Genomic DNA, 17,435 nt, shown 5'->3' with positions numbered 1-17,435 from the left:
CATCGAGGAAAGTGCAGGCTGATGAATAGGCGTACGAGACGAACCGACCGCGATGGGCCTACAACAATAGGTGAGTGGACGGCACTACTCAGTGGCATCGCGGCGCTCATAGGTGCCATCTCTAGCCTTCTCGCAGTCCTCAAGTAGGGGGCACCTCGAACGCCACACACGACTCCGCAACCGAGGAACGCCTAAGGTGAATCAGCTATCCACTCTATTCCACTATCACTTGCGAAACCCATTCGAATTGTCGCAGGATTAGTCAAGAAGACCTTGCCTGACGTTAGTGTCACTTTCGCCCGAACAACCCTTGGCCGAGAAGCCCACTCTCTATCGCGCGTATTCAATTCGTAAAACCATGCTTCAGTCGCACCCTGCGCAATTGATCGATTGTCGGCGAGGAACATCTTCATTGCAAGCTCCTCCACGTCCTCGCCAACCTTCGGTTGGGGGATATAGTAGGGTGCCCATCCGAAGCCCTCGACAGGCGCTTCCTTGGCAACAAATTCGAAGGAAACGTGTGACACATTTATAGGACTTCCGAGGTTATGTACCTGCACAAATGCTGCTTCGGAATGCCGTCCGTCAGGATGGGATCGAACGATCTGCCGGAGGTTGGCCTCCACTTTCAAACGACCACGCGCCCATGTCAATATAGAGACAATCAAGCTCAGAACTGATATCGCTAGGGCGAACCAAGCCGGATTCATGCGAGCCAAACTAACATGACCGATCGACTAACCTTCCAGCCATCCCGTCTGCCGTCGACCCGCACTCCTGTGGAGCGGGCCGCCGCCCGGCCCGCCACGTCAACACGGCCTTGACGCCCGTACGGACGCTGGCGGGTCGGGCGGTGGTCTGCTCGGCTCGCCCGGGTCGACGGCAGACGGGATAGCTACCGCAACCACCCACGGCTCGGCACCCGCCGACGGACCCCCCGGCCATCCTGGAGCCGGAGCGCCCCCGCCGGAGGCGCAGTAACCGCCACCCCGCCACCGACACGGCAGCCGCCGACGGACCCGGCGTGCGCTCCCCTACGCCGCGCGGGTGTCGGCCGCGCGGCCCGGCCGGCTGCCGGCCCCACCACCCCACCGGGAAACGGCCTGTCGTCGTCCGGCGGCCCACCGGGCTACCCGCCCTCCGCGCCAGCCGCCGGGCGTGTTGCGTGGCCGGAGTCGGAGCGCCAGCGGAGCGACGGACGCGCGCCCTGGCGGCGGCGCGTGCGGCCCGTTCAGGGCCGCCTTGATAGATGTACAGAAAGTCCTCCCACACCGGCCGGCAGCTCGGCCGGATCGCCTCCTGTGCGGGATCACGGCGGGTTGACGTGTCGGTGCTCGGTGCTACCGTGGTCTTCGTCGAGCACGCCAGCGCGGCCTTCCTGCCGGATCGCTGACCTCGACTTCGGAGTTGCCGAGCGGCCGTCCTGCCGCTGATGCGGGTCACGTCCCGCCGACTCTCGATCGCACCGGCCGCCGTGCCGGTCCCGGAATCCGCTGAGCGGCCCAGCACGGCCTTCCTGCCGTCCACGATGGCCCGGATTCGCACACTTCGACGGGTGGGGACTGCCTGCGGCAACCCGCCGGATGCCGACGATCAGGCACCCACCCGTCCCGGCATCACACCCACGATCCCCGGACCGAAGGACTTCCCCGAAAGGCGGTCGGTGGCTCGGCCACGCTTCCGCCCTCCGGCGTTAGCCGCCCTCACCGGCGGTGCCAGGAGACACCACGAACACCACCAACGGACATCGCTCCGACGACCGGTGGCAGTTCGTATCCGTCCCTGCCACCACCTGAGGAGAAACCCGTGTCCACCCTGCTCACCCTGCACCGCCCCAGCCCCGCCGCCGGCCGCGACGCCCAAGCCCTGCACCGGGCCGCTACGCCGGACTTCTTCGGCTGGCTGGAGCACACCCGCGCCGCCGCCGGCTGCACCCGCCCGATCCGCCTGACCGGCACCCTCACCGCCGTCGAACCCGACACCGGCCGGATGCTCGGGGAGCGGCACACCGACGAGCTGCCCGACCGGACGCTGTATAAGGCGTGCGGGAACCGCCGTGCCGCCCAGTGTCCCGACTGCGCCTGGGTCTACGCGGGCGACGCCTTCCAGGTTGTTCGGTGCGGTCTGACCGGCGGCAAGACCGTCCCCACCACGATCGCCGCGCATCCGGTCGTCTTCGCCACCTTGACCGCGCCGTCGTTCGGGGCGGTGCACCACCGACACATCCCCCGGCACACCTGCACCGGACGGCGCCGCTGCGACTGCCGCCCGGCACCCTGCCACGCCCGCCGCGCCCCTGGCACCTGCCCGCACGGGCAGGCCGTGGCATGCTTCGCCCGCCACGACTCCGACGATCCGCAGCTCGGTCGGCCGCTGTGCCTGGACTGCTACGACCACGACCACCAGGCCGTCTGGAACTACTTCTCCGGCGAGCTGTGGCGGCGCACCAAGCAGGCCATCGAACGCCACCTCACCGCCCTGTGCCGCCGACGCGGCATCGGTCACGTCCAGGCCGTCACTGACTCCGGCAAGGTCCGTCGGGTGCCTCCGGTGCGGGTGTCGCACGGGAAGGTCGCTGAGATGCAGCGTCGGGGCGCGGTGCACTTCCACGTCCTGCTCCGCCTCGACGGCGTCAACCCCCACGACCGGCACGCCCTCGTCCCGCCGCCGGCCGGTATCACCGCCGACGACCTCGACGCCGCCATCCACGCCGCCGCCCAACAGATCACCGTCACCACACCTTCGCACCCAGACCGGCCGCAGGGCTGGTCGATCGCCTGGGGTGAGCAGGTCGACGTACGCCGCATCGGGAACGGCGACGGGGACGTGACCGACGGGAAGGTAGCCGCCTACCTGGCGAAGTACGCCACCAAGTCCACCGAGGTCACCGGCCACTGCTCCACCCGACTCACCCCGGACACCGTTGACGCCTACGCCGACCCGGAAGGCGACCACCTCGCCCGGCTCATCGACGCCTGCTGGCGACTCGGCCGCCCCACCCACACCCCGACCAGCAACACCGCCGCCCCCACCGGCGGGCGTCAAGGCGACCTTGACAGCAAACCGAACCCCTACGCCGGGCTGCGCCGCTGGGGGCACATGCTCGGCTACGGCGGCCATTTCCTCACCAAGGCCCGCCGCTACTCGGTAACCTTCGGCCACCTGCGCGACATCCGCGCCACCTACCGCCGCACCGAGCACGACGACACCATCACGGTCGGCGTCCTGGCCTTCACCGGCTCCGGCTGGCTGACCGACGGGGACGCCCTGCTCGCCAACACCGCCGCCGCCCAACACCGCGAACGCCAACGCGTCGGCCGGGAAGAACTCGCCCACGAGACGTGGTCGGAGGTGGCGGCATGACCCGACACCTCACCCCGCGCTGGTACTCCCCCGCCGAGGTCGCCGTTTTGCTCGGCTTCGGCCTGTCCAAGGTCAAGATGAAGATCGCCACCGGCGAACTGCGCTCCATCAAGGACGGCAAGTACCGCCGCATCCTCCCCGAATGGGTCGACGAGTACATCCGCGACCAGGTCGACCGGCAGGAGGCCGCCTGATGCCCGCCCGTACCCGCGCCAACGGCGAAGGCTCCATCTTCCCGTACCGCAACGGCTTCGCCGCGTACGTCTGGGTCACCAAGCCCGACGGCAAGCGCACCCGCAAGTACGTCTACGGCCAGACCCGCGAAACCGTCCACGACAAGTGGATCAAGCTGCACCAGCAGGCCAAGGCCGGACCGGTGGCGACCAAGGTCCCGACCGTGGGCAGCTTCCTCACCTACTGGCTGTCCGAGATCGTCGAACCGAACCGCGCACCCCTGACCTACGCCACCTACGAGACGTTCGTCCGCCGCTACATCGCCCCCGGCCTCGGGGCCAAGCGGCTCGACCGGCTCCAGTCGCGGGACGTGCAGACCTGGATCAACCAGGTGGCCCGTACCTGCCAGTGCTGCGCCCAGGGTAAGGACACCGCACGCCGCAAGGAAAAGCGCCGTTGCTGCGCGGTCGGCCGCTGCTGCCGGGCCGTCCCCTCGACGCGCACGGTCAGCGACATCCGCGCCACATTGCGGGCCGCCCTCACCCACGCCCAAGCCGAAGACCTCATCACCAAGAACCCGGCCGTACCGGTCACCCTCGCCACCGTCCGCCGCCGCCGGGGCAAGTCCTGGTCGAGCGACGAGGCCCGCAAGTTCCTCGAATCGGCCCGCGCCGACGAGGACCCCCTCTACGCCGCCTACGCCCTGGTCCTCGTCACCGGTCTTCGAAAGGGCGAGGCCCTGGGACTGACGTGGGAGGACGTCGACCTGGACGCCGGAGAGCTGACCATCGGCCGCCAGCTTCAACGGGTACGCGGCCAGCTCCTGCACCGCGACACCAAGACCCAGGCGTCCGACGCCACCCTCCCCCTGCCCGACATCTGCCTGACCGCCCTCAAGCTCAGGCAGCACCAACGCGACGAGGCCGAAGCAGCCGCCGGTAAGGCATGGCACGAGACCGGACTTGTCTTCACCACCCGCTACGGCACACCCATCGAGCCGCGCAACTTCCAGCGTTCCTGGCAGACCCGGTGCGATAGGGCGGGAGTCAAGCCGATCACGGTCCACGACGCCCGGCGCACCTGCGCCACGCTCCTCGCCGACCTGGACGTCCACCCACGGGTCGCCATGCGGATCCTGCGGCACGCCCGGTTCTCCGTGACGATGGAGATCTACACCCAGGTCACGTCCACGGCGACCCGGGACGCCCTGAAACGCCTCGGCGATTCTCTCGGCAACTGACGTATTGCTGTATTCACCTGCTGTACGAGTAGCAGAAAGGCCACTTCCCTCGATGGGAAGTGGCCTTTGACCTGCGTGGGCGATACTGGGATCGAACCAGTGACCTCTTCGGTGTGAACGAAGCGCTCTCCCGCTGAGCTAATCGCCCTCAGCGCCGCTGACTCTACCTGATCGGGTGCGGGCTCCGCGAATCCGGGTCAGTTCGTGGCGAGGTAGTGCAGCGCCCGCGCGACGACGTCGATGCCGAGGCTGTACTTGAGCGACAGCCAGACCACGGTGCCGACGAAGACCAGCCCGACCGAGCCGAGCACCAGCCGCAACGGCAGTGGCCGGGTGGTCGCCCATCTGGTCCAGCGTTGGACGTGCCGTCGGGTGAAGCCGAGCAGCCGCTTGGCCCAGTGGAACTCGACGGCCCAGATGCCGAGGCCGGCGATGACCAGCAGCCAGCCGGGGCCGGGGAGCGGGATCAGCACCACCCCGATGGCGACCACCAGGGCCCCGGCCACCGAGATGAAGACCTTGAGCGCGATCCGGCCGGTCGGGTTGGCCCGGATCAGCTCCAGCGTCGTCCGTAGCCGCCGCCAGCGGACCCGCCGTTCGGCGACCTGTACGCCTGCCGCGCCCTCGGCACCGCGATCACGCAGCCCGTCGCGGCCACGCCCGTTCTCCGGCACCCCGTACCCCCGCTTTTCGGTCTTTCCAGTCATCGCGCCCGGCTTCCGGGGCGTCGGGACCGGCTCCACTGAGGAATGTTTCGTGACCATCTCACCTCCCAGTGTCCCTCTGGCCCGTCACCCCCACCGACGACTGGACGTTACCGGAGTAAGTCGACGACTGAACCACCCGATCCCGGGCGGAAGAAATTTCTGGGCAGAACCGGATATCGTACATGAATTCTCACATTCTAGCGGCGTTTCCGACCCCCTTCCCACCACTGGGTGAAGTCAGCGTATGGCGGAGCGTAGCCATCAGGAGCGCCTGAGTATGGAAAAGCGGAACACGCGCGTTCCGCAGCGGTGCCGGGGGGAGAACGTCCATGAGTGTCATCCGACCGACGACCGTTGAGGTCGAGACGTCGCTAAGGCTCGTCGCGCCTGACGCCACCGCCTTGCCGGTGCGCGCCAGTCTGCGTTACGACCCTGCGGACCCGTACGCGGTCCATGTCCTGTTTCATGCCGAGTCTGCCGGCGGCGAGGCGGTGAGCTGGTCGTTCGCCCGTGAACTGCTGGTCACCGGGCTCGACGAGCCGGCCGGCATCGGCGACGTCCGGGTGTGGCCGTGGGCCACCCCACGAGGCGACTTCGTCGCGCTGGCGCTGTCGTCGCCCGACGGCAACGCCCTGTTCGAGGTGCCGCGCAGCGTGCTGGTGCGCTTCCTGCGCCGCACCTACGTCGTCGTTCCGCGCGGCCGGGAGGCCGAGCACCTGGACGTCGACACGGCGGTGAACCGGCTGCTGGCCGGTCGCTGACCGACGGCTCACCAAGGGGGCCGCGCGGAGCTGCCGAATCCGCGCGGCACCCGACCGGAGGACCACCACCACCGGGTACGAAAGACCGGGCCGGGGCCGGAAGACCACCGCCCGGTACGACGGCGACCGCTCAGCCGTGCGTGGTGATGCCGCCGTCCACCGGGATCACCGCGCCGGTCAGGTACGCCCCGGCGCGCGACGCCAGGTAGATGGCGGTGCCCGCCATGTCCTCGGGGCGGCCGATGCGGCCGAGCGGGACCTGCTGCTCGATGCCGGCCCGGGTGGTCGGGTCGTCCAGCGCGAACGCCATCATCCTGCTCTCGAACGGGCCGGGCGCGATCGCGTTGACCGTGACGTGCTCGCCGGCCAGTTGGTGGGCGAGGCTGCGGGTGAGCATGTGCACCGCGGCCTTCGTGGCGGAGTACGCGTACACCTCCATGGACGGCACCCTGATGCCGTCCACCGACCCGATGTTGATCACGCGGGCCGGGTCGTCGGCGGTGGCCGCCGCGCGCAGCGCGGGCAGCAGCGCGGTGGTGAGCCGGAACACCGCCTTGACGTTGACCGCCCAGAGCTTGTCGAAGGCGCTCTCCGGGTACTCCTCCAGCGGTGCGCCCCAGGTCGCTCCGGCGTTGTTGACCAGTACGTCGAGCCGGGAGGTCCGCTCCCGCACGGCGGCGGCCAACTCCTGCGCGCCCTGGTCGGTGCTCAGGTCGGCGGGGATCGCCACGCACCGCCCGATCTCGGACAGTTCGTCGGCGACCTGTCGGCAGACCTCGGCCTTCCGGGACGAGATGATCACGTCCGCGCCGGCGGCGACGAAGCCCCGGGCGATCATCAGCCCGATTCCCCGCGAGCCGCCGGTGACCAGGACCGTCTTGCCGTCGACCGAGAACAGATCCGTCATGGGCACCCCCATCTCGCAGGTGGCGGGGGCCGCCACGGTGGCCGGCGGTCCTCCCGGGTCGGCCCGTCGCCCGGCACGCCTGGAGAGGCGGCGCGACCGACCGGGCACTACCGACCGGTAGCCTAGCCCTCCCGGCCCGTTCCGCGCCTGCCGACATGCGTTCGCCCGCGTCCCGGGCTACCGTCGCTGGTGATGGTCTCTTCCGGTCACCGCACGCAGGCGACGGACGCCGGTCCCGCGCCATCTTCCACCGGGATCCACATGATCACCCTCGGTGATCTCAGTACCGACCCTTCGTGGCGGCGGCCGGTCCTGGTCCCGGCCGATCATCTCGTCCTGGTCACCGGCGGACACGGCACGCTCGAAGTCGACTTCCAGCCACTGGCCTGCCGGCCGGGCTCCCTGCTGCGGATCCGCCCGGGTCAGGCGGTACGCCGGGTCGACCCGCTGGACGCGCACGTGGTCCGCTGGGCGGCCGGCTCGCTGCACGGGCTGGACCTGCCGCCGGATCCCGTCCCCACTCTCACCCAGCTCAACGGCGAGGACGAGGAGGCGGTGGTCACCGAGGTCAGCCAGCTCGTGGTGGACTACCGCCGGTACGGGCGCGGCAGCCCGGCCGGCGAGCGCCTGCTGCGGCACCAGCTCGCCGTCCTGCTGCTGCGGCTGGCGCTGACCGCCACCCCGCCCGCCACCGGCACCGAGATCCGCACCTTCCGGCGGCTGTGCCAGGAGGTGGAACGGCACTACCGGCGTACCCGCCGGGTCGAGGACTACGCCGACCGGTTGGGCTGCTCGGTGCGTACCCTGACCCGGGCCTGTCTGGCGGTGACCGGGCGCAGCGCCAAGCAGGTCGTCGACGAGCGGGTCGCGCTCCAGGCCCGTCGCCTGCTGGCCGCGACCGACGAGCCGATCGCCGGGATCGGCCGTCACCTGGGCTTTCCGGAGCCCACCAACTTCGGCCGGTTCTTCAGCCGGGAGGCCGGCCTGAGTCCGGGAGCCTTCCGGGCCACCGGCGGACGGGTGGCGCCGGCCCGGATCCCCCGCCCCCGGCCACCGCATTGGACCGACCGGGCATGATGGCACGGTGCAGATCTCCGCTCGCGGCGACTACGCGGTACGGGCGGCACTGAGCCTCGCCATCGCGTACCCCTCGCTGCTCTCCACCCAGACCATCGCCGCGGAGCAGGACATGCCGCGCAAGTTCCTCGAGGCCGTCCTGGCCGACCTGCGCCGGGCCGGCATCGTCCGCGCCCAACGGGGGGCCGAGGGTGGCTACACCCTGGCCCGTCCGCCCCGGGAGATCGCCGTCGGGGCGATCCTGCGGGCGGTGGACGGGCCGCTGGCCGGGGTCCGGGGCATGCGCCCCGAGGAGACCCGCTACCTGGGCGCGGCGGAGAACCTCCCCCGGCTGTGGGTGGCGGTCCGGGCGGCCGTGCGGCAGGTGGTGGACGAGGTGAGCCTGGCCGACCTGGCGGGTGGCCGGCTGCCGGCGCACGTCCGGCGGCTCACCGCCCGACCGGACGCCTGGGAGCCCCGCTAGCCCCTCGGGGAGCAACGCGACGACCGGTCCGGCACCATCCGGGTTTCGTGAATCGACCGTCCGGGCATGTTCGGTGCCAGACACGGACGGCTGGTCACGAAGGGAGGCCCCGCGATGGGCCTGATGTTCCGCAAGCGGAAGAAGTACGGTCCGATCATTCTCAACTTCACCGAGAACGGTTTCTCCTCCTGGAGCATCAAGATCGGCCGCTGGTCCTGGAACTCCCGCGCCAAGGCGCACCGGGTCGACCTGCCCGGTCCGCTGTCCTGGAAGCAGGACAAGTCGCGCTCCCGCGCGTAGCGACCCACCGTTCGAGGGGGCGCCGGTGACCTGCCGGCGCCCCCTCGACGTGTCCGGATCGGCGGTTCCGCCTCCGGTGCCGTCCGGTGTGCGTCGACAATCGGCCCATGAGCAGCGAACGACCGTACCGGCGGGAACGTCGGCAGGCGGTGACGGCGTCCCTGCTGCTCCTGCTGGCGTACTTCGTGGTGCCGGTCGAGCCCGATGTCAACGGCCTACGGTTGGCGTTGCGTACCCTCGGCACCGCGCTGCTGGTGCTCGGGGTGGCCCGGCTGGTCACCGGTGAGGTGCGCCGGCAGCTCGTCGAGGACACCGAGCCGACCTCGGTGTGGCATCTGACGGTGGCGCTGGTCGCCGGGGTGCTGACGTTCGCCCTCGCCGACTACGTGATCGCGATCAGTGATCCGGCGCAGTTCGTCAACCTGCGCACCCGGATCGACGCGCTGTACTTCACGCTGGCCACCCTGACCACCATCGGCTACGGCGACGTGCACGCCCAGGGGCAGCTCGCCCGGGTCGCGGTGTGCGCGCAGATGGTCTTCAGCATCGGGATCATCGCCACCGGGGCGTCGCTGGCGGTCAAGCAGCTCACCGAGCGGCCTCCGGCCCCGCCACCGCCCCAGCCTCCGGGGTCGCCACCGCCTCAGCCCTCAGCCCCGCCGTCACCCCAGTCTCCGGGGCAGCCGCCCCAGCCTCCGACCCCGCCACCGCCTCGATGAGCACGTCCCCGGCGAGCCGGCCGTCCGGCGGGTCGCGGCGCACCGCCCCGGAATCCAGCAGGACGGTCAGCGCCCGGACCGCGTCGCCGGCCCGGTAGCCGGTCGCGGTCAGCGTGTGCCGCCGCAGCTCGGTCACCGTGGCCGGGCCAGAACGGGCCAGCTCGGCGTGGAGCAGGGCGGCCAGCGGCCCGGGGTCGGGCTCGGCGGTGAACTCGGCCACAGCCCCGTCGAGGGCGCGGTGCCGCAGCCCGCTGGCCGCGCCGGCCCGCCACAGCGACTCCTTGAACGACTCCAGGCTGCGGTCCGACCGGGTGCCCAGGGCGTACACGGCCGGCGACGTACCGTCGGTGAAGGCTGTGTCGACCTCGGTGACCAGCGGGAACCCGGCCGAGGTCAGGTCGGTCCGGGCGCTCGCGCCGACGGCGAGCAGCAGCTCGGCCGAGCGTCCGGCGGCGGCCACCGCGCGGGCCGTCGGGCCGGTGAGGTCCGTGCCGGTCGGGTCGGACAGCACCGTCAGCAACGGCGCGCCGGCCGCGCCGGCCGCCTTCAGCACCACCGGCAGCCGGCCCGGATCACCGGGTACGAGGTGCAGGGTCACCTCGGCGGGCAACCTGGACCCGACCGTGCCGAGCCGGTCCGGGTCGACGCCGAGCACCAGGACGGTGAGCCGGTGCCCGCGTACCCGGTCGGCGGCGTGCGCGACGGTGCGGAGCGCGGCCTCGGCGCTGTCGCCCACCACCCCCGGGTACGCCAGCGCGAGCGTCACCCGGCGGGACCGCCGCAGCGCCCCGGTGAGCCAGGTGTCGAGGTGGCGGACGAGCAGTTCGCCCAGGACGGCGTCGGAAGGGTGGTGGGACATCCTGTCGTTGTACCAGGTGACCCGGCTCCGACCGGCGGCCCGCCCCACGGTCGGCCCGGACACCGGCTCGGCCGGCCCGGCTCCACCCGGCGACGCGACCGCCCGGTCAGGGCCGTCGCCGGGTCAGGCGGCCCGGCTCCGCCCGGCGGCCCGGCCGCTCCGGTCAGGCCGGGACGGAGATGCCCACGCCGCCGCGGGTCTGCCCGCCGTAGCGCTGCTGTTCCCGGGCCAGGTCGAGCCGGCCGATCCGCTTGCGCGCGGCCAGCGCCGCGTCGTCGAGCCGGTCGGCGGGGACCAGCCAGACCACCTCGAACTCCAGCCCGTCCGGGTCGCGGGCGTACAGGCTCTTGGTGGTGCCGTGGTCGGAGCTGCCGGCCAGCGCGCCGGCCGCGGTGAGCCGCTCGGCGGTGGCGGCCAGTTCGTCGAGGGTGTCGACCTCCCAGGCGAGGTGGTAGAGGCCGACCGTGCTGCGGCCCGCGCCGGACGGCCCGGCCGCCGCGCCGATGGCGAACAGCCCGAGGTCGTGGTCGTTGGTCGAGCCGGGGGCCTGGAGGAAGGCCGCGCCGGTGAAGCCGTCCGGGGTCATCGCCACCGGACGGAAGCCGAGCACGTCCCGGTAGAAGGCGACGCTGCGCTCGAGGTCACGGACGAAGAGTACGGCGTGGTTGAGCCGGTGGATTCCCATGCCGACCACGGTAACGCGACTTTGTTGAGCGTTCAACTATCCACCGTATGATGGGCGTCATGACCCGGTGGCTGGACCCCGACGAGCAGCGCACCTGGCGGGCGTTCCTGACCGCCTCCCGGGCGCTGATGGAGACGCTCGACCGCGAGCTGCAACGCGACGCCGGCATGCCGCACGCGTACTACGAGATCCTGGTCCGGCTCTCCGAGGCCCCGCAGCGGCAACTCCGGATGACCGACCTGGCGCGGGCCAGCGGATCGTCGCGCAGCCGGCTCTCGCACGCGGTGGCCCGGCTGGAGACGGCCGGCTGGGTGGTCCGCCGGGACTGTCCCACCGACCGTCGGGGGCAGGTCGCCGCCCTCACCGACGCCGGGTTCGCCGCGCTGGCCGCCGCCGCGCCCGGCCACGTCGAAGGGGTACGCCGGCACCTGCTGGACGCGCTCAGCCCGGCCCAGGTCGACCAGCTCCGCCGGATCAGCGAAACCCTGGTGGACCACCTGGACACCGATCGACCACTATCCTGACCAAACTGCCACCTGACGGGTCTTGTACATACCGTTGCGAAGTGAGCACGATGGGGCGTGTCCTCCCCCTTCGGTGAACTGACCGCGCAGGCGCACCACCTCGTGGCCTCCGGCGACCTGTCCGGCGCCCAGGAGTTGCTCGCCGACGCGCTGGCCGACGCGGACCCCCGCCCCGCGAACGCCACCCCCGAGCTGGCCGACGCGGCCGGGTTGCAGGCCCGGGTGCTGGTCACCCTCGGCGAGCCACACTCCGCCCGGGGCTGGGCGGCCTTCGCGTACGCGGCGATGACCCGGCTGTACGGCCCGTCGGACCAGCGCACCGTCGCCGCCGCCGCCACGCTCGCCGCCGTGCTGCACCGGGTCGGCAGCTACGCCCGTGCCGCGCGGCTCTACCAGGACGTGATCATCGAGCTGACCGCGCTGGACGGCCCGGAGTCGCTGCGGGTGCTCGCCGCGCACGCCGACCTGGCCACCGTCGAGTACGCCCGGGGCGAGTGCACGATCGCCCGGGAACGCCTCCAGGACGCCTGGGAACTGCACCGCGAGGTGTACGGCGACGGGCACGTCAGCGGGATCAAGATGCTCGCCCGGCTCGGCGCCATGCAACGCGACTGCGGGCACTTCGCCGACGCGCACGACAACCTGGCGCTGGCCCGGGAGCTGTGCCGGCAGTACCTCGCCCCCGACGATCCGCTCGCCACCCAGGTCGCCGTCCTGGCGCGGGCCGCCGCCAACCCCGACCACGCCTGCGACGACGGCCCGGACGCGCCGACGGTGCCGGCGGCCCGTACCCCGTCGGCCGACGAGGAACTCGACGACTGGTCCACCGGCCCGCCGGCCCACCCGTCTGCGGCCCAGTCCTCCCCGGTCCACCCGTCCCCGGCCTCCGGACACGACCTCCCGGACCCGGCGTACCCGGTGGCGGGGCAGGCGCACCCGGACCCGACGACCTACCCGACGGCGGTCCCGCACCCCCGCCCGCCGGCCGACCCGTCCCCGTACCCCCCCGGTGCCGACCCGTACCCGTACGCCCCCGGCTCCGACCGGTACACCGCCGATCCCGGTGCCGGATACGCCGCCGATGCCGGTGCCGACCGGTACGCGGCTGACGTCGACCCGTACCCGGGGGGTGAGGACCCCGGACACCGCACCGCCGACCGTTCGTACGCGCACGAGCGGCGGTTCGACTTCGGCGGACGGTACGGCGACACCGGTCCGGACGACGACCGGACCCTCTGGCCGCCGGAGGCCGACGTGGTCCGGCCGGGCGAGGAGGCGACCACCACCACCCGGACGGCCGAACCCGCGCTGCCGCCCGCCGTGGTCGGGCTGACCGGGTCGTACCCCGAGGAGTCAGCTGGCGTACGGCGGGTGGCGCACCTTCCGGTACGGGCCGGTTCCCGGCTGCCGGTGCACGTACCGCGCCCAGCGGCCGACCCGCCCCGCCGGCTCGCCCCGCTGGTCGTCGCGGGTGTGGTCGTGGTGCTGCTCGGTACGGGCGCGGTGATCGCCGGGGTGGCCCAGGTAGACGATCCGGCCGACCCGGCACCGGCCCCAGCCCCCGGTACGCCCACCGCCGCCGAGCCGAGCGGCACGAAGCGGCCCACCGCACCGCCCGGCGCGGCACCCAGCGGGGTGACCCTGCGCGACAACCGGGACAGCGTCGCCCTGAGCTGGGCCTACCCGGCGGGCGCGGAGGGGCCGGTGGTCGTCTCCGGTGGGCGGACGGGGCAGAACCCGCGCGCCTTCCAGGAGCTGCCCGCCGGCTCGACCAGCTACATCGTCTACGGCCTCGACCGCGACACCGACTACTGCTTCACGGTCGCGGTCGTCCACTCGGCGGACACCGTCGGTCGGGCGAAACCGGTCTGCACCAAGCGGAGCTGACCAGCCTGGCCGTGCCACCCGTTCGACCCGCCGGGCGGGCCGGCCGGGTCGGTCAGCGCCGGGTCGACGGGTCGGGCTCGGTCAGGCCGCCGGGTCGACGGGCGGGTCCGGGTCCGGGCCGAGTTCCAGGGTCGGCAGGCGCAGCATGACCCGCAGTCCCGGTCCGGCGTCGCCGAGCCGTACGGTGCCGCCGTGCGACCGGACGAGTTCCCGGACGATGGCCAGCCCCAGGCCCGCCCCGCCGGCGTCCCGGGTCCGGGCGTCGTCCAGCCGGGTGAACCGGTCGAAGACCCGTTCCCGGTCGGCGGGCGGGATTCCCGGCCCGTCGTCGGTCACCGTCACCAGGTGACCGCCGGCATACGGATCATCGTCGGTGGCCGCCGTACCGGCTGGGCCGGTGGCCGCAGTACCGACTGGGCCACTGGCCGCCGTACCGGCCGGGTCGGTGGTGGTCGTCCCGGCGGCGGTCACCGCGACCACGACACTCTCCCGGCAGTGGCGGACCGCGTTGTCGAGGAGGTTCGCCAGCACCCGGTGCAACTGGTCGGCGTCCCCGACCGTCCACACCGGTTCCGGCGTGGGCAGCACCCGTACCGGCGGGGTCGGGAAGCGGGCGGCGACGGCCTGGACCAACGAGGTCAGCTCGACCGGCCCGGTCGGGCGGACCCGGACCCGCCCGGCCCCCGGCCCACCGGTTCCGCCGGACCCGGCCGTCGGACCGCCGACACCGCCCTCGGCCGTCGGACCGCCGACACCGCCCCCGACCACCGGGCCGGCGACACCGTCGACCCCGCTCGGCGGGCCGGCGACACCGGCGGGCCGGGCGCTGGCCGCCTCGTCCAGCCGGGCCAGCAGCAACAGGTCGTCGACGAGGCGGCTCAACCGTTCCGTGTCGGTGAGCAGGTCCCGGGCCACCGCCGGCCAGTCGGTACGGTCCCCGAGCCGGCCGGCGACCTCAAGCTCGGTACGCATGTTGGTCAACGGACTGCGTAGCTCGTGCGCGGCGTCGGCGACGAACGCCCGTTGCCGGGCCCGGCTCGCCTCCAGCCGGTCCAGCATGTCGTTGAGGGTGACCGCCAGCCGGTGGATCTCGTCGTGCGACGCCGGTACGGGCAGCCGGCCGCCGCCGGCCCGGTCGGTGATCTCCGCGGCACCGCTGCGCAGCGCCTCGACCGGGCGCAGGGTGGCGCCGACCACCCGCCAGGTCACCCCACCCAAAAGCACCACCAGCAGCGGAAAGCTGACCAGCAGGACGGTCCGGACCACCTCGGCGCTGTGGGTGACGTCCGCCATCGACTTGCCCACCAGTACGGTCAGCGGCTCGGCGGGCGTGCCGGCCGGCACGGTCACCACCCGGACCCGGCCGGGCAGCCCCAACCGCTCGCCCCGGACGAAGGTGCGCTGCCGTGCGGTGTGGTCGATCCGCCCCACCGGCACCATCGGCACCAGCCGGTCGGCGTCGATCGACGCGGCGCGTACCCGGCCCTGCTGGTCGACCACCTGCACCCGGACCTGACCGGCGGCGACCGGCAGCGGATCGGGCAGGACGTCCTCGGCGGCCAGCAGGGCGACCGCGTCGGCGGTCCGGAACGCCTCGTCGTCGACGCTGCGTTGCAGGACGTACCCGAGGGCCACGAACAGGACCGCCCCACCCACCGCCAGCCCGACGACCAGACCCAGCACGGTGAGGGCGGTCAACCGGCCGCGCAGCCCGAGCGTCGGCGGCGCGAGACGGGAGCCCTTCCTAGGCGGACGACGCACCCCGGGACCCTTCCCGACCCGCCGTCAGACGGTAGCCGGCGCCCCGGACCGTCTCCAGCCGGTCCCGGCCGATCTTGCGACGGAGGTAGCCGACGTAGACCTCCACCGCGTTCGGGGCGGTCTCCACGGCGGCGTCCCAGACGTGGTCGAGCAGTTCGGTCTTGGACACCACCTCGCCGGGTCGGCGCATCAGGTACTCCAGCAGCGCGTACTCGCGGGCGGTCAGGGCGATCTCGGTGTCGCCCAGGGTCACCCGGCGGCCGGCCGGGTCCAGGCTGAGGTCACCGGAGGTGAGCACGACGGGACGTTGCGGCGCGCCCCGGCGCAGCAGCGCCCGCAGCCGGGCCAGCAGCACCACGTACGAGAAGGGCTTGGTGAGATAGTCGTCGGCCCCGCAGTCCAGCCCGTCGGCCTGGTCGTACTCGCCGTCCTTGGCGGAGAGCATCAGCACCGGCAGCCAGTGTTCCTCGGCGCGCAGCCGCCGGACCACCTCGTAGCCGGAGAGGCCGGGCAGCATGACGTCGAGGATCATGGCGTCGTACCCGCCGTAGCGGGCGGCGTCCAGCCCGGCCGGGCCGGTCGCGGCCACGTCCACCGCGAACCCCTCGGCGGCCAGCCCGCGCTGCAACGCCCCGGCCAGCCGGGTCTCGTCCTCCACCACCAGCAGTCGCACCGGTCAAGAGTGCCACCGGCGGGCCTACGATCGGTTCGTCCTCCTCAGCGCCCTCTCAGCATCGATCGGGCAGAGTGGATACCCAAGGAGGTGCACATGTCTGTTCTGACGAGCCGTCCGGCGTTGCGCTGGGTGGTGCCGGCGGTCGCGGCGGTCACGGTGATCGGCGGTGGCGCGGCGCTCGGCCAGTTCGCCGCCGAAGCCGAGCCGGCCCTGCCCCCGCGCAGCGCCGCCCAGCTCCTGGTCGACCTGCAGACGTCCCGGCTGGAGGGGCTCTCCGGCACCGTGGTGCAGCGCGCCGACCTCGGCCTGCCGCCGCTGGTCGGCAAGCTCGCCGAGCGCCGGGACGACCTGACCGCCCTGGTCTCCGGCACGCACACCATGCGGGTCTGGTACTCGGGGCCGGACAAGGCGCGCATCGCGTTCAAGGACACCCTCGGCGAGCGGGACGTGATCCGCAACGGCCCGGACCTGTGGGTCTGGAACAGCCGGACCAACGAGGCGAGCCACCGCACGCTGCCGGCCGACGCGGCTCAGCGGCCGGAGGAGGCGGCCGACCTGCCGGTCACCCCGGCCGAGGCCGCCGACCGGGCGCTGGCCGCGATCGACCCGAGCACCGAGGTCAGCGTCGGCCGGTCGGCGACGGTGGCCGGACGCGACGCGTACGAGCTGGTGCTCAAGCCACGTGCCGAGGCGTCCCTGGTCGACCAGGTCCGGATCGCGCTGGACGCGAAGGAGCACGTACCGCTGCGGTTCGAGCTGTTCGCCGCCGGCACGGACGAGCCCACGGTCGAGGTGGCCTTCACCCAGGTCGACTTCAGCCGCCCGGACGCCGACCAGTTCACCTTCAACCCGCCGCCCGGGGTGAAGATGGACGAGGGCAAGCCGGTCGGCGAGCGGCCGGAAGGACTGGCCGGGAAGACCGACCGGCCGGGGAAGGCCGACGACCACCCGGACGTGACCACCGTGGGCGAGGGCTGGGCCACCGTCCTGGTCGCCCGGACCGGTACGCCCGGGACCGGGACGCAGCGCCCCGCGGGCGAGGCGGCACCGGAGCAGGGGGCCGCCGAGCAGGGGGCCGCCGAGGCGGCGCAACTGCTGGGCTCGCTGCCGAAGGTGAGCGGTGACTGGGGCAGCGGCCGGCTGTTCAGCGGGAAGATGTTCAGCGTGCTGCTCACCGACGACGGGCGGGTGCTCGCCGGGCTGGTCGCCCCGGAGCGGCTCTACGAGGTCGCCGCGGCTGACCGGTGATCCCCAGGCAGTCGCCCAACGGCTGACCCACTTCAGGCAGGACCACGATTCGCGTCACCGGGACCTCGTCCGGGTGACGCGAAT

At 72.5% G+C, this 17,435-nt stretch carries 16 protein-coding genes, 1 tRNA gene and 2 pseudogenes; 12 read left to right on the top strand and 7 right to left on the bottom strand.

The genetic code is table 11. From position 1 onward, the window contains the following. Positions 1-1,249 precede the first annotated feature (1,249 nt). The 4 genes from PVK37_RS15710 (at position 1,250) to PVK37_RS15695 (ending at position 4,777) form a co-directional block, all read left to right on the top strand. Positions 1,250-1,393 carry a hypothetical protein gene (locus tag PVK37_RS15710; RefSeq protein WP_275034749.1) on the top strand — a complete coding sequence of 48 codons (144 nt, stop codon included), beginning with the start codon at positions 1,250-1,252 and terminating at the stop codon, positions 1,391-1,393. A gap of 413 nt (positions 1,394-1,806) precedes the next feature. After that, complete coding sequence (locus PVK37_RS15705) at positions 1,807-3,363, top strand: replication initiator (protein ID WP_275034748.1); 1,557 nt, start codon at positions 1,807-1,809, stop codon at positions 3,361-3,363. After that, complete coding sequence (locus PVK37_RS15700) at positions 3,360-3,557, top strand: excisionase family DNA-binding protein (protein WP_275034746.1); 198 nt, start codon at positions 3,360-3,362, stop codon at positions 3,555-3,557. Before PVK37_RS15705 ends, PVK37_RS15700 begins: the two co-directional genes overlap by 4 nt. Continuing rightward, entirely contained in the window at positions 3,557-4,777 is a 1,221-nt protein-coding gene (locus PVK37_RS15695) for a tyrosine-type recombinase/integrase (protein ID WP_275034745.1), read from the top strand. The genes PVK37_RS15700 and PVK37_RS15695 overlap by 1 nt, the downstream gene beginning before the upstream one ends. 76 nt (positions 4,778-4,853) lie before the next feature. On the opposite strand, the gene PVK37_RS15690 is transcribed toward PVK37_RS15695, so the two are convergent. Both PVK37_RS15690 and PVK37_RS15685 read right to left on the bottom strand, forming a co-directional pair. Continuing rightward, a tRNA-Val gene (locus PVK37_RS15690) sits at positions 4,854-4,925 on the bottom strand. 49 nt (positions 4,926-4,974) lie between these two features. After that, a complete protein-coding gene (locus tag PVK37_RS15685) occupies positions 4,975-5,484 on the bottom strand; it encodes a TIGR02611 family protein (RefSeq protein WP_275034744.1) in 510 nt (169 codons plus the stop codon). 329 nt (positions 5,485-5,813) lie between these two features. On the opposite strand from PVK37_RS15685, the gene PVK37_RS15680 reads away from it, so the two are divergent. Further along, positions 5,814-6,245, top strand: a complete 432-nt coding sequence (locus tag PVK37_RS15680) for an SsgA family sporulation/cell division regulator (protein WP_007457244.1) — start codon at positions 5,814-5,816, stop codon at positions 6,243-6,245. A 130-nt stretch (positions 6,246-6,375) separates the two neighbouring features. On the opposite strand, the gene PVK37_RS15675 is transcribed toward PVK37_RS15680, so the two are convergent. Further along, on the bottom strand, positions 6,376-7,152 hold the full coding sequence (locus PVK37_RS15675; protein WP_275034741.1) for a glucose 1-dehydrogenase: 777 nt from the start codon (positions 7,150-7,152) through the stop codon (positions 6,376-6,378). Positions 7,153-7,344: 192 nt separating this feature from the next. Here PVK37_RS15675 and PVK37_RS15670 point away from each other — a divergent pair, with 192 nt between their 5' ends. The 4 genes and pseudogenes from PVK37_RS15670 to PVK37_RS15655 all read left to right on the top strand — a co-directional run. Then, positions 7,345-8,229 (top strand): helix-turn-helix transcriptional regulator, encoded by an 885-nt coding sequence (locus tag PVK37_RS15670; RefSeq protein WP_423791044.1) that lies wholly within the window; start codon positions 7,345-7,347, stop codon positions 8,227-8,229. A gap of 7 nt (positions 8,230-8,236) precedes the next feature. Next, positions 8,237-8,692 (top strand): RrF2 family transcriptional regulator, encoded by a 456-nt coding sequence (locus PVK37_RS15665; RefSeq protein ID WP_275034739.1) that lies wholly within the window; start codon positions 8,237-8,239, stop codon positions 8,690-8,692. Positions 8,693-8,806: 114 nt separating this feature from the next. Further along, complete coding sequence (locus PVK37_RS15660) at positions 8,807-8,992, top strand: DUF4236 domain-containing protein (protein ID WP_275034738.1); 186 nt, start codon at positions 8,807-8,809, stop codon at positions 8,990-8,992. 107 nt (positions 8,993-9,099) lie between these two features. Next, positions 9,100-9,525: pseudogene (locus PVK37_RS15655) on the top strand (potassium channel family protein); the annotation flags it as partial. A 55-nt stretch (positions 9,526-9,580) separates the two neighbouring features. On the opposite strand, the gene PVK37_RS15650 reads toward PVK37_RS15655, so the two are convergent. Continuing rightward, positions 9,581-10,570, bottom strand: coding sequence for a hypothetical protein (locus PVK37_RS15650; RefSeq protein WP_275034737.1), 990 nt, complete (start codon positions 10,568-10,570; stop codon positions 9,581-9,583). A gap of 163 nt (positions 10,571-10,733) precedes the next feature. Beyond that, positions 10,734-11,255 carry a VOC family protein gene (locus PVK37_RS15645; RefSeq protein WP_275034736.1) on the bottom strand — a complete coding sequence of 174 codons (522 nt, stop codon included), beginning with the start codon at positions 11,253-11,255 and terminating at the stop codon, positions 10,734-10,736. A 50-nt stretch (positions 11,256-11,305) separates the two neighbouring features. On the opposite strand from PVK37_RS15645, the gene PVK37_RS15640 reads away from it, so the two are divergent. Both PVK37_RS15640 and PVK37_RS31900 read left to right on the top strand, forming a co-directional pair. Beyond that, on the top strand, positions 11,306-11,779 hold the full coding sequence (locus PVK37_RS15640) for a MarR family winged helix-turn-helix transcriptional regulator (RefSeq protein ID WP_275035135.1): 474 nt from the start codon (positions 11,306-11,308) through the stop codon (positions 11,777-11,779). A gap of 57 nt (positions 11,780-11,836) precedes the next feature. Next, positions 11,837-12,769, top strand: a pseudogene (locus PVK37_RS31900) (tetratricopeptide repeat protein); the annotation flags it as partial. Between the two features lie 978 nt (positions 12,770-13,747). Here the strand turns inward: PVK37_RS31900 and PVK37_RS15630 are convergent. Together PVK37_RS15630 and PVK37_RS15625 are read right to left on the bottom strand one after the other, a co-directional pair. Next, the gene (locus PVK37_RS15630) at positions 13,748-15,376 is read right to left on the bottom strand and encodes an ATP-binding protein (RefSeq protein ID WP_275035134.1); all 1,629 of its coding nucleotides are present in this window, start codon (positions 15,374-15,376) and stop codon (positions 13,748-13,750) included. Between the two features lie 34 nt (positions 15,377-15,410). After that, on the bottom strand, positions 15,411-16,100 hold the full coding sequence (locus tag PVK37_RS15625) for a response regulator transcription factor (protein WP_275034734.1): 690 nt from the start codon (positions 16,098-16,100) through the stop codon (positions 15,411-15,413). A 96-nt stretch (positions 16,101-16,196) separates the two neighbouring features. Between PVK37_RS15625 and PVK37_RS15620 the strand changes: the two genes are divergently transcribed. Then, positions 16,197-17,351, top strand: coding sequence for a LolA family protein (locus PVK37_RS15620; RefSeq protein WP_275034733.1), 1,155 nt, complete (start codon positions 16,197-16,199; stop codon positions 17,349-17,351). Positions 17,352-17,435 lie beyond the last annotated feature (84 nt).

The organism is Micromonospora cathayae, from assembly GCF_028993575.1.
In the GTDB taxonomy this organism is placed as follows: domain Bacteria; phylum Actinomycetota; class Actinomycetes; order Mycobacteriales; family Micromonosporaceae; genus Micromonospora; species Micromonospora cathayae.
Note: the sequence above shows the minus strand (reverse complement) of the source record. Positions and strands in the feature narration are given on the sequence as shown.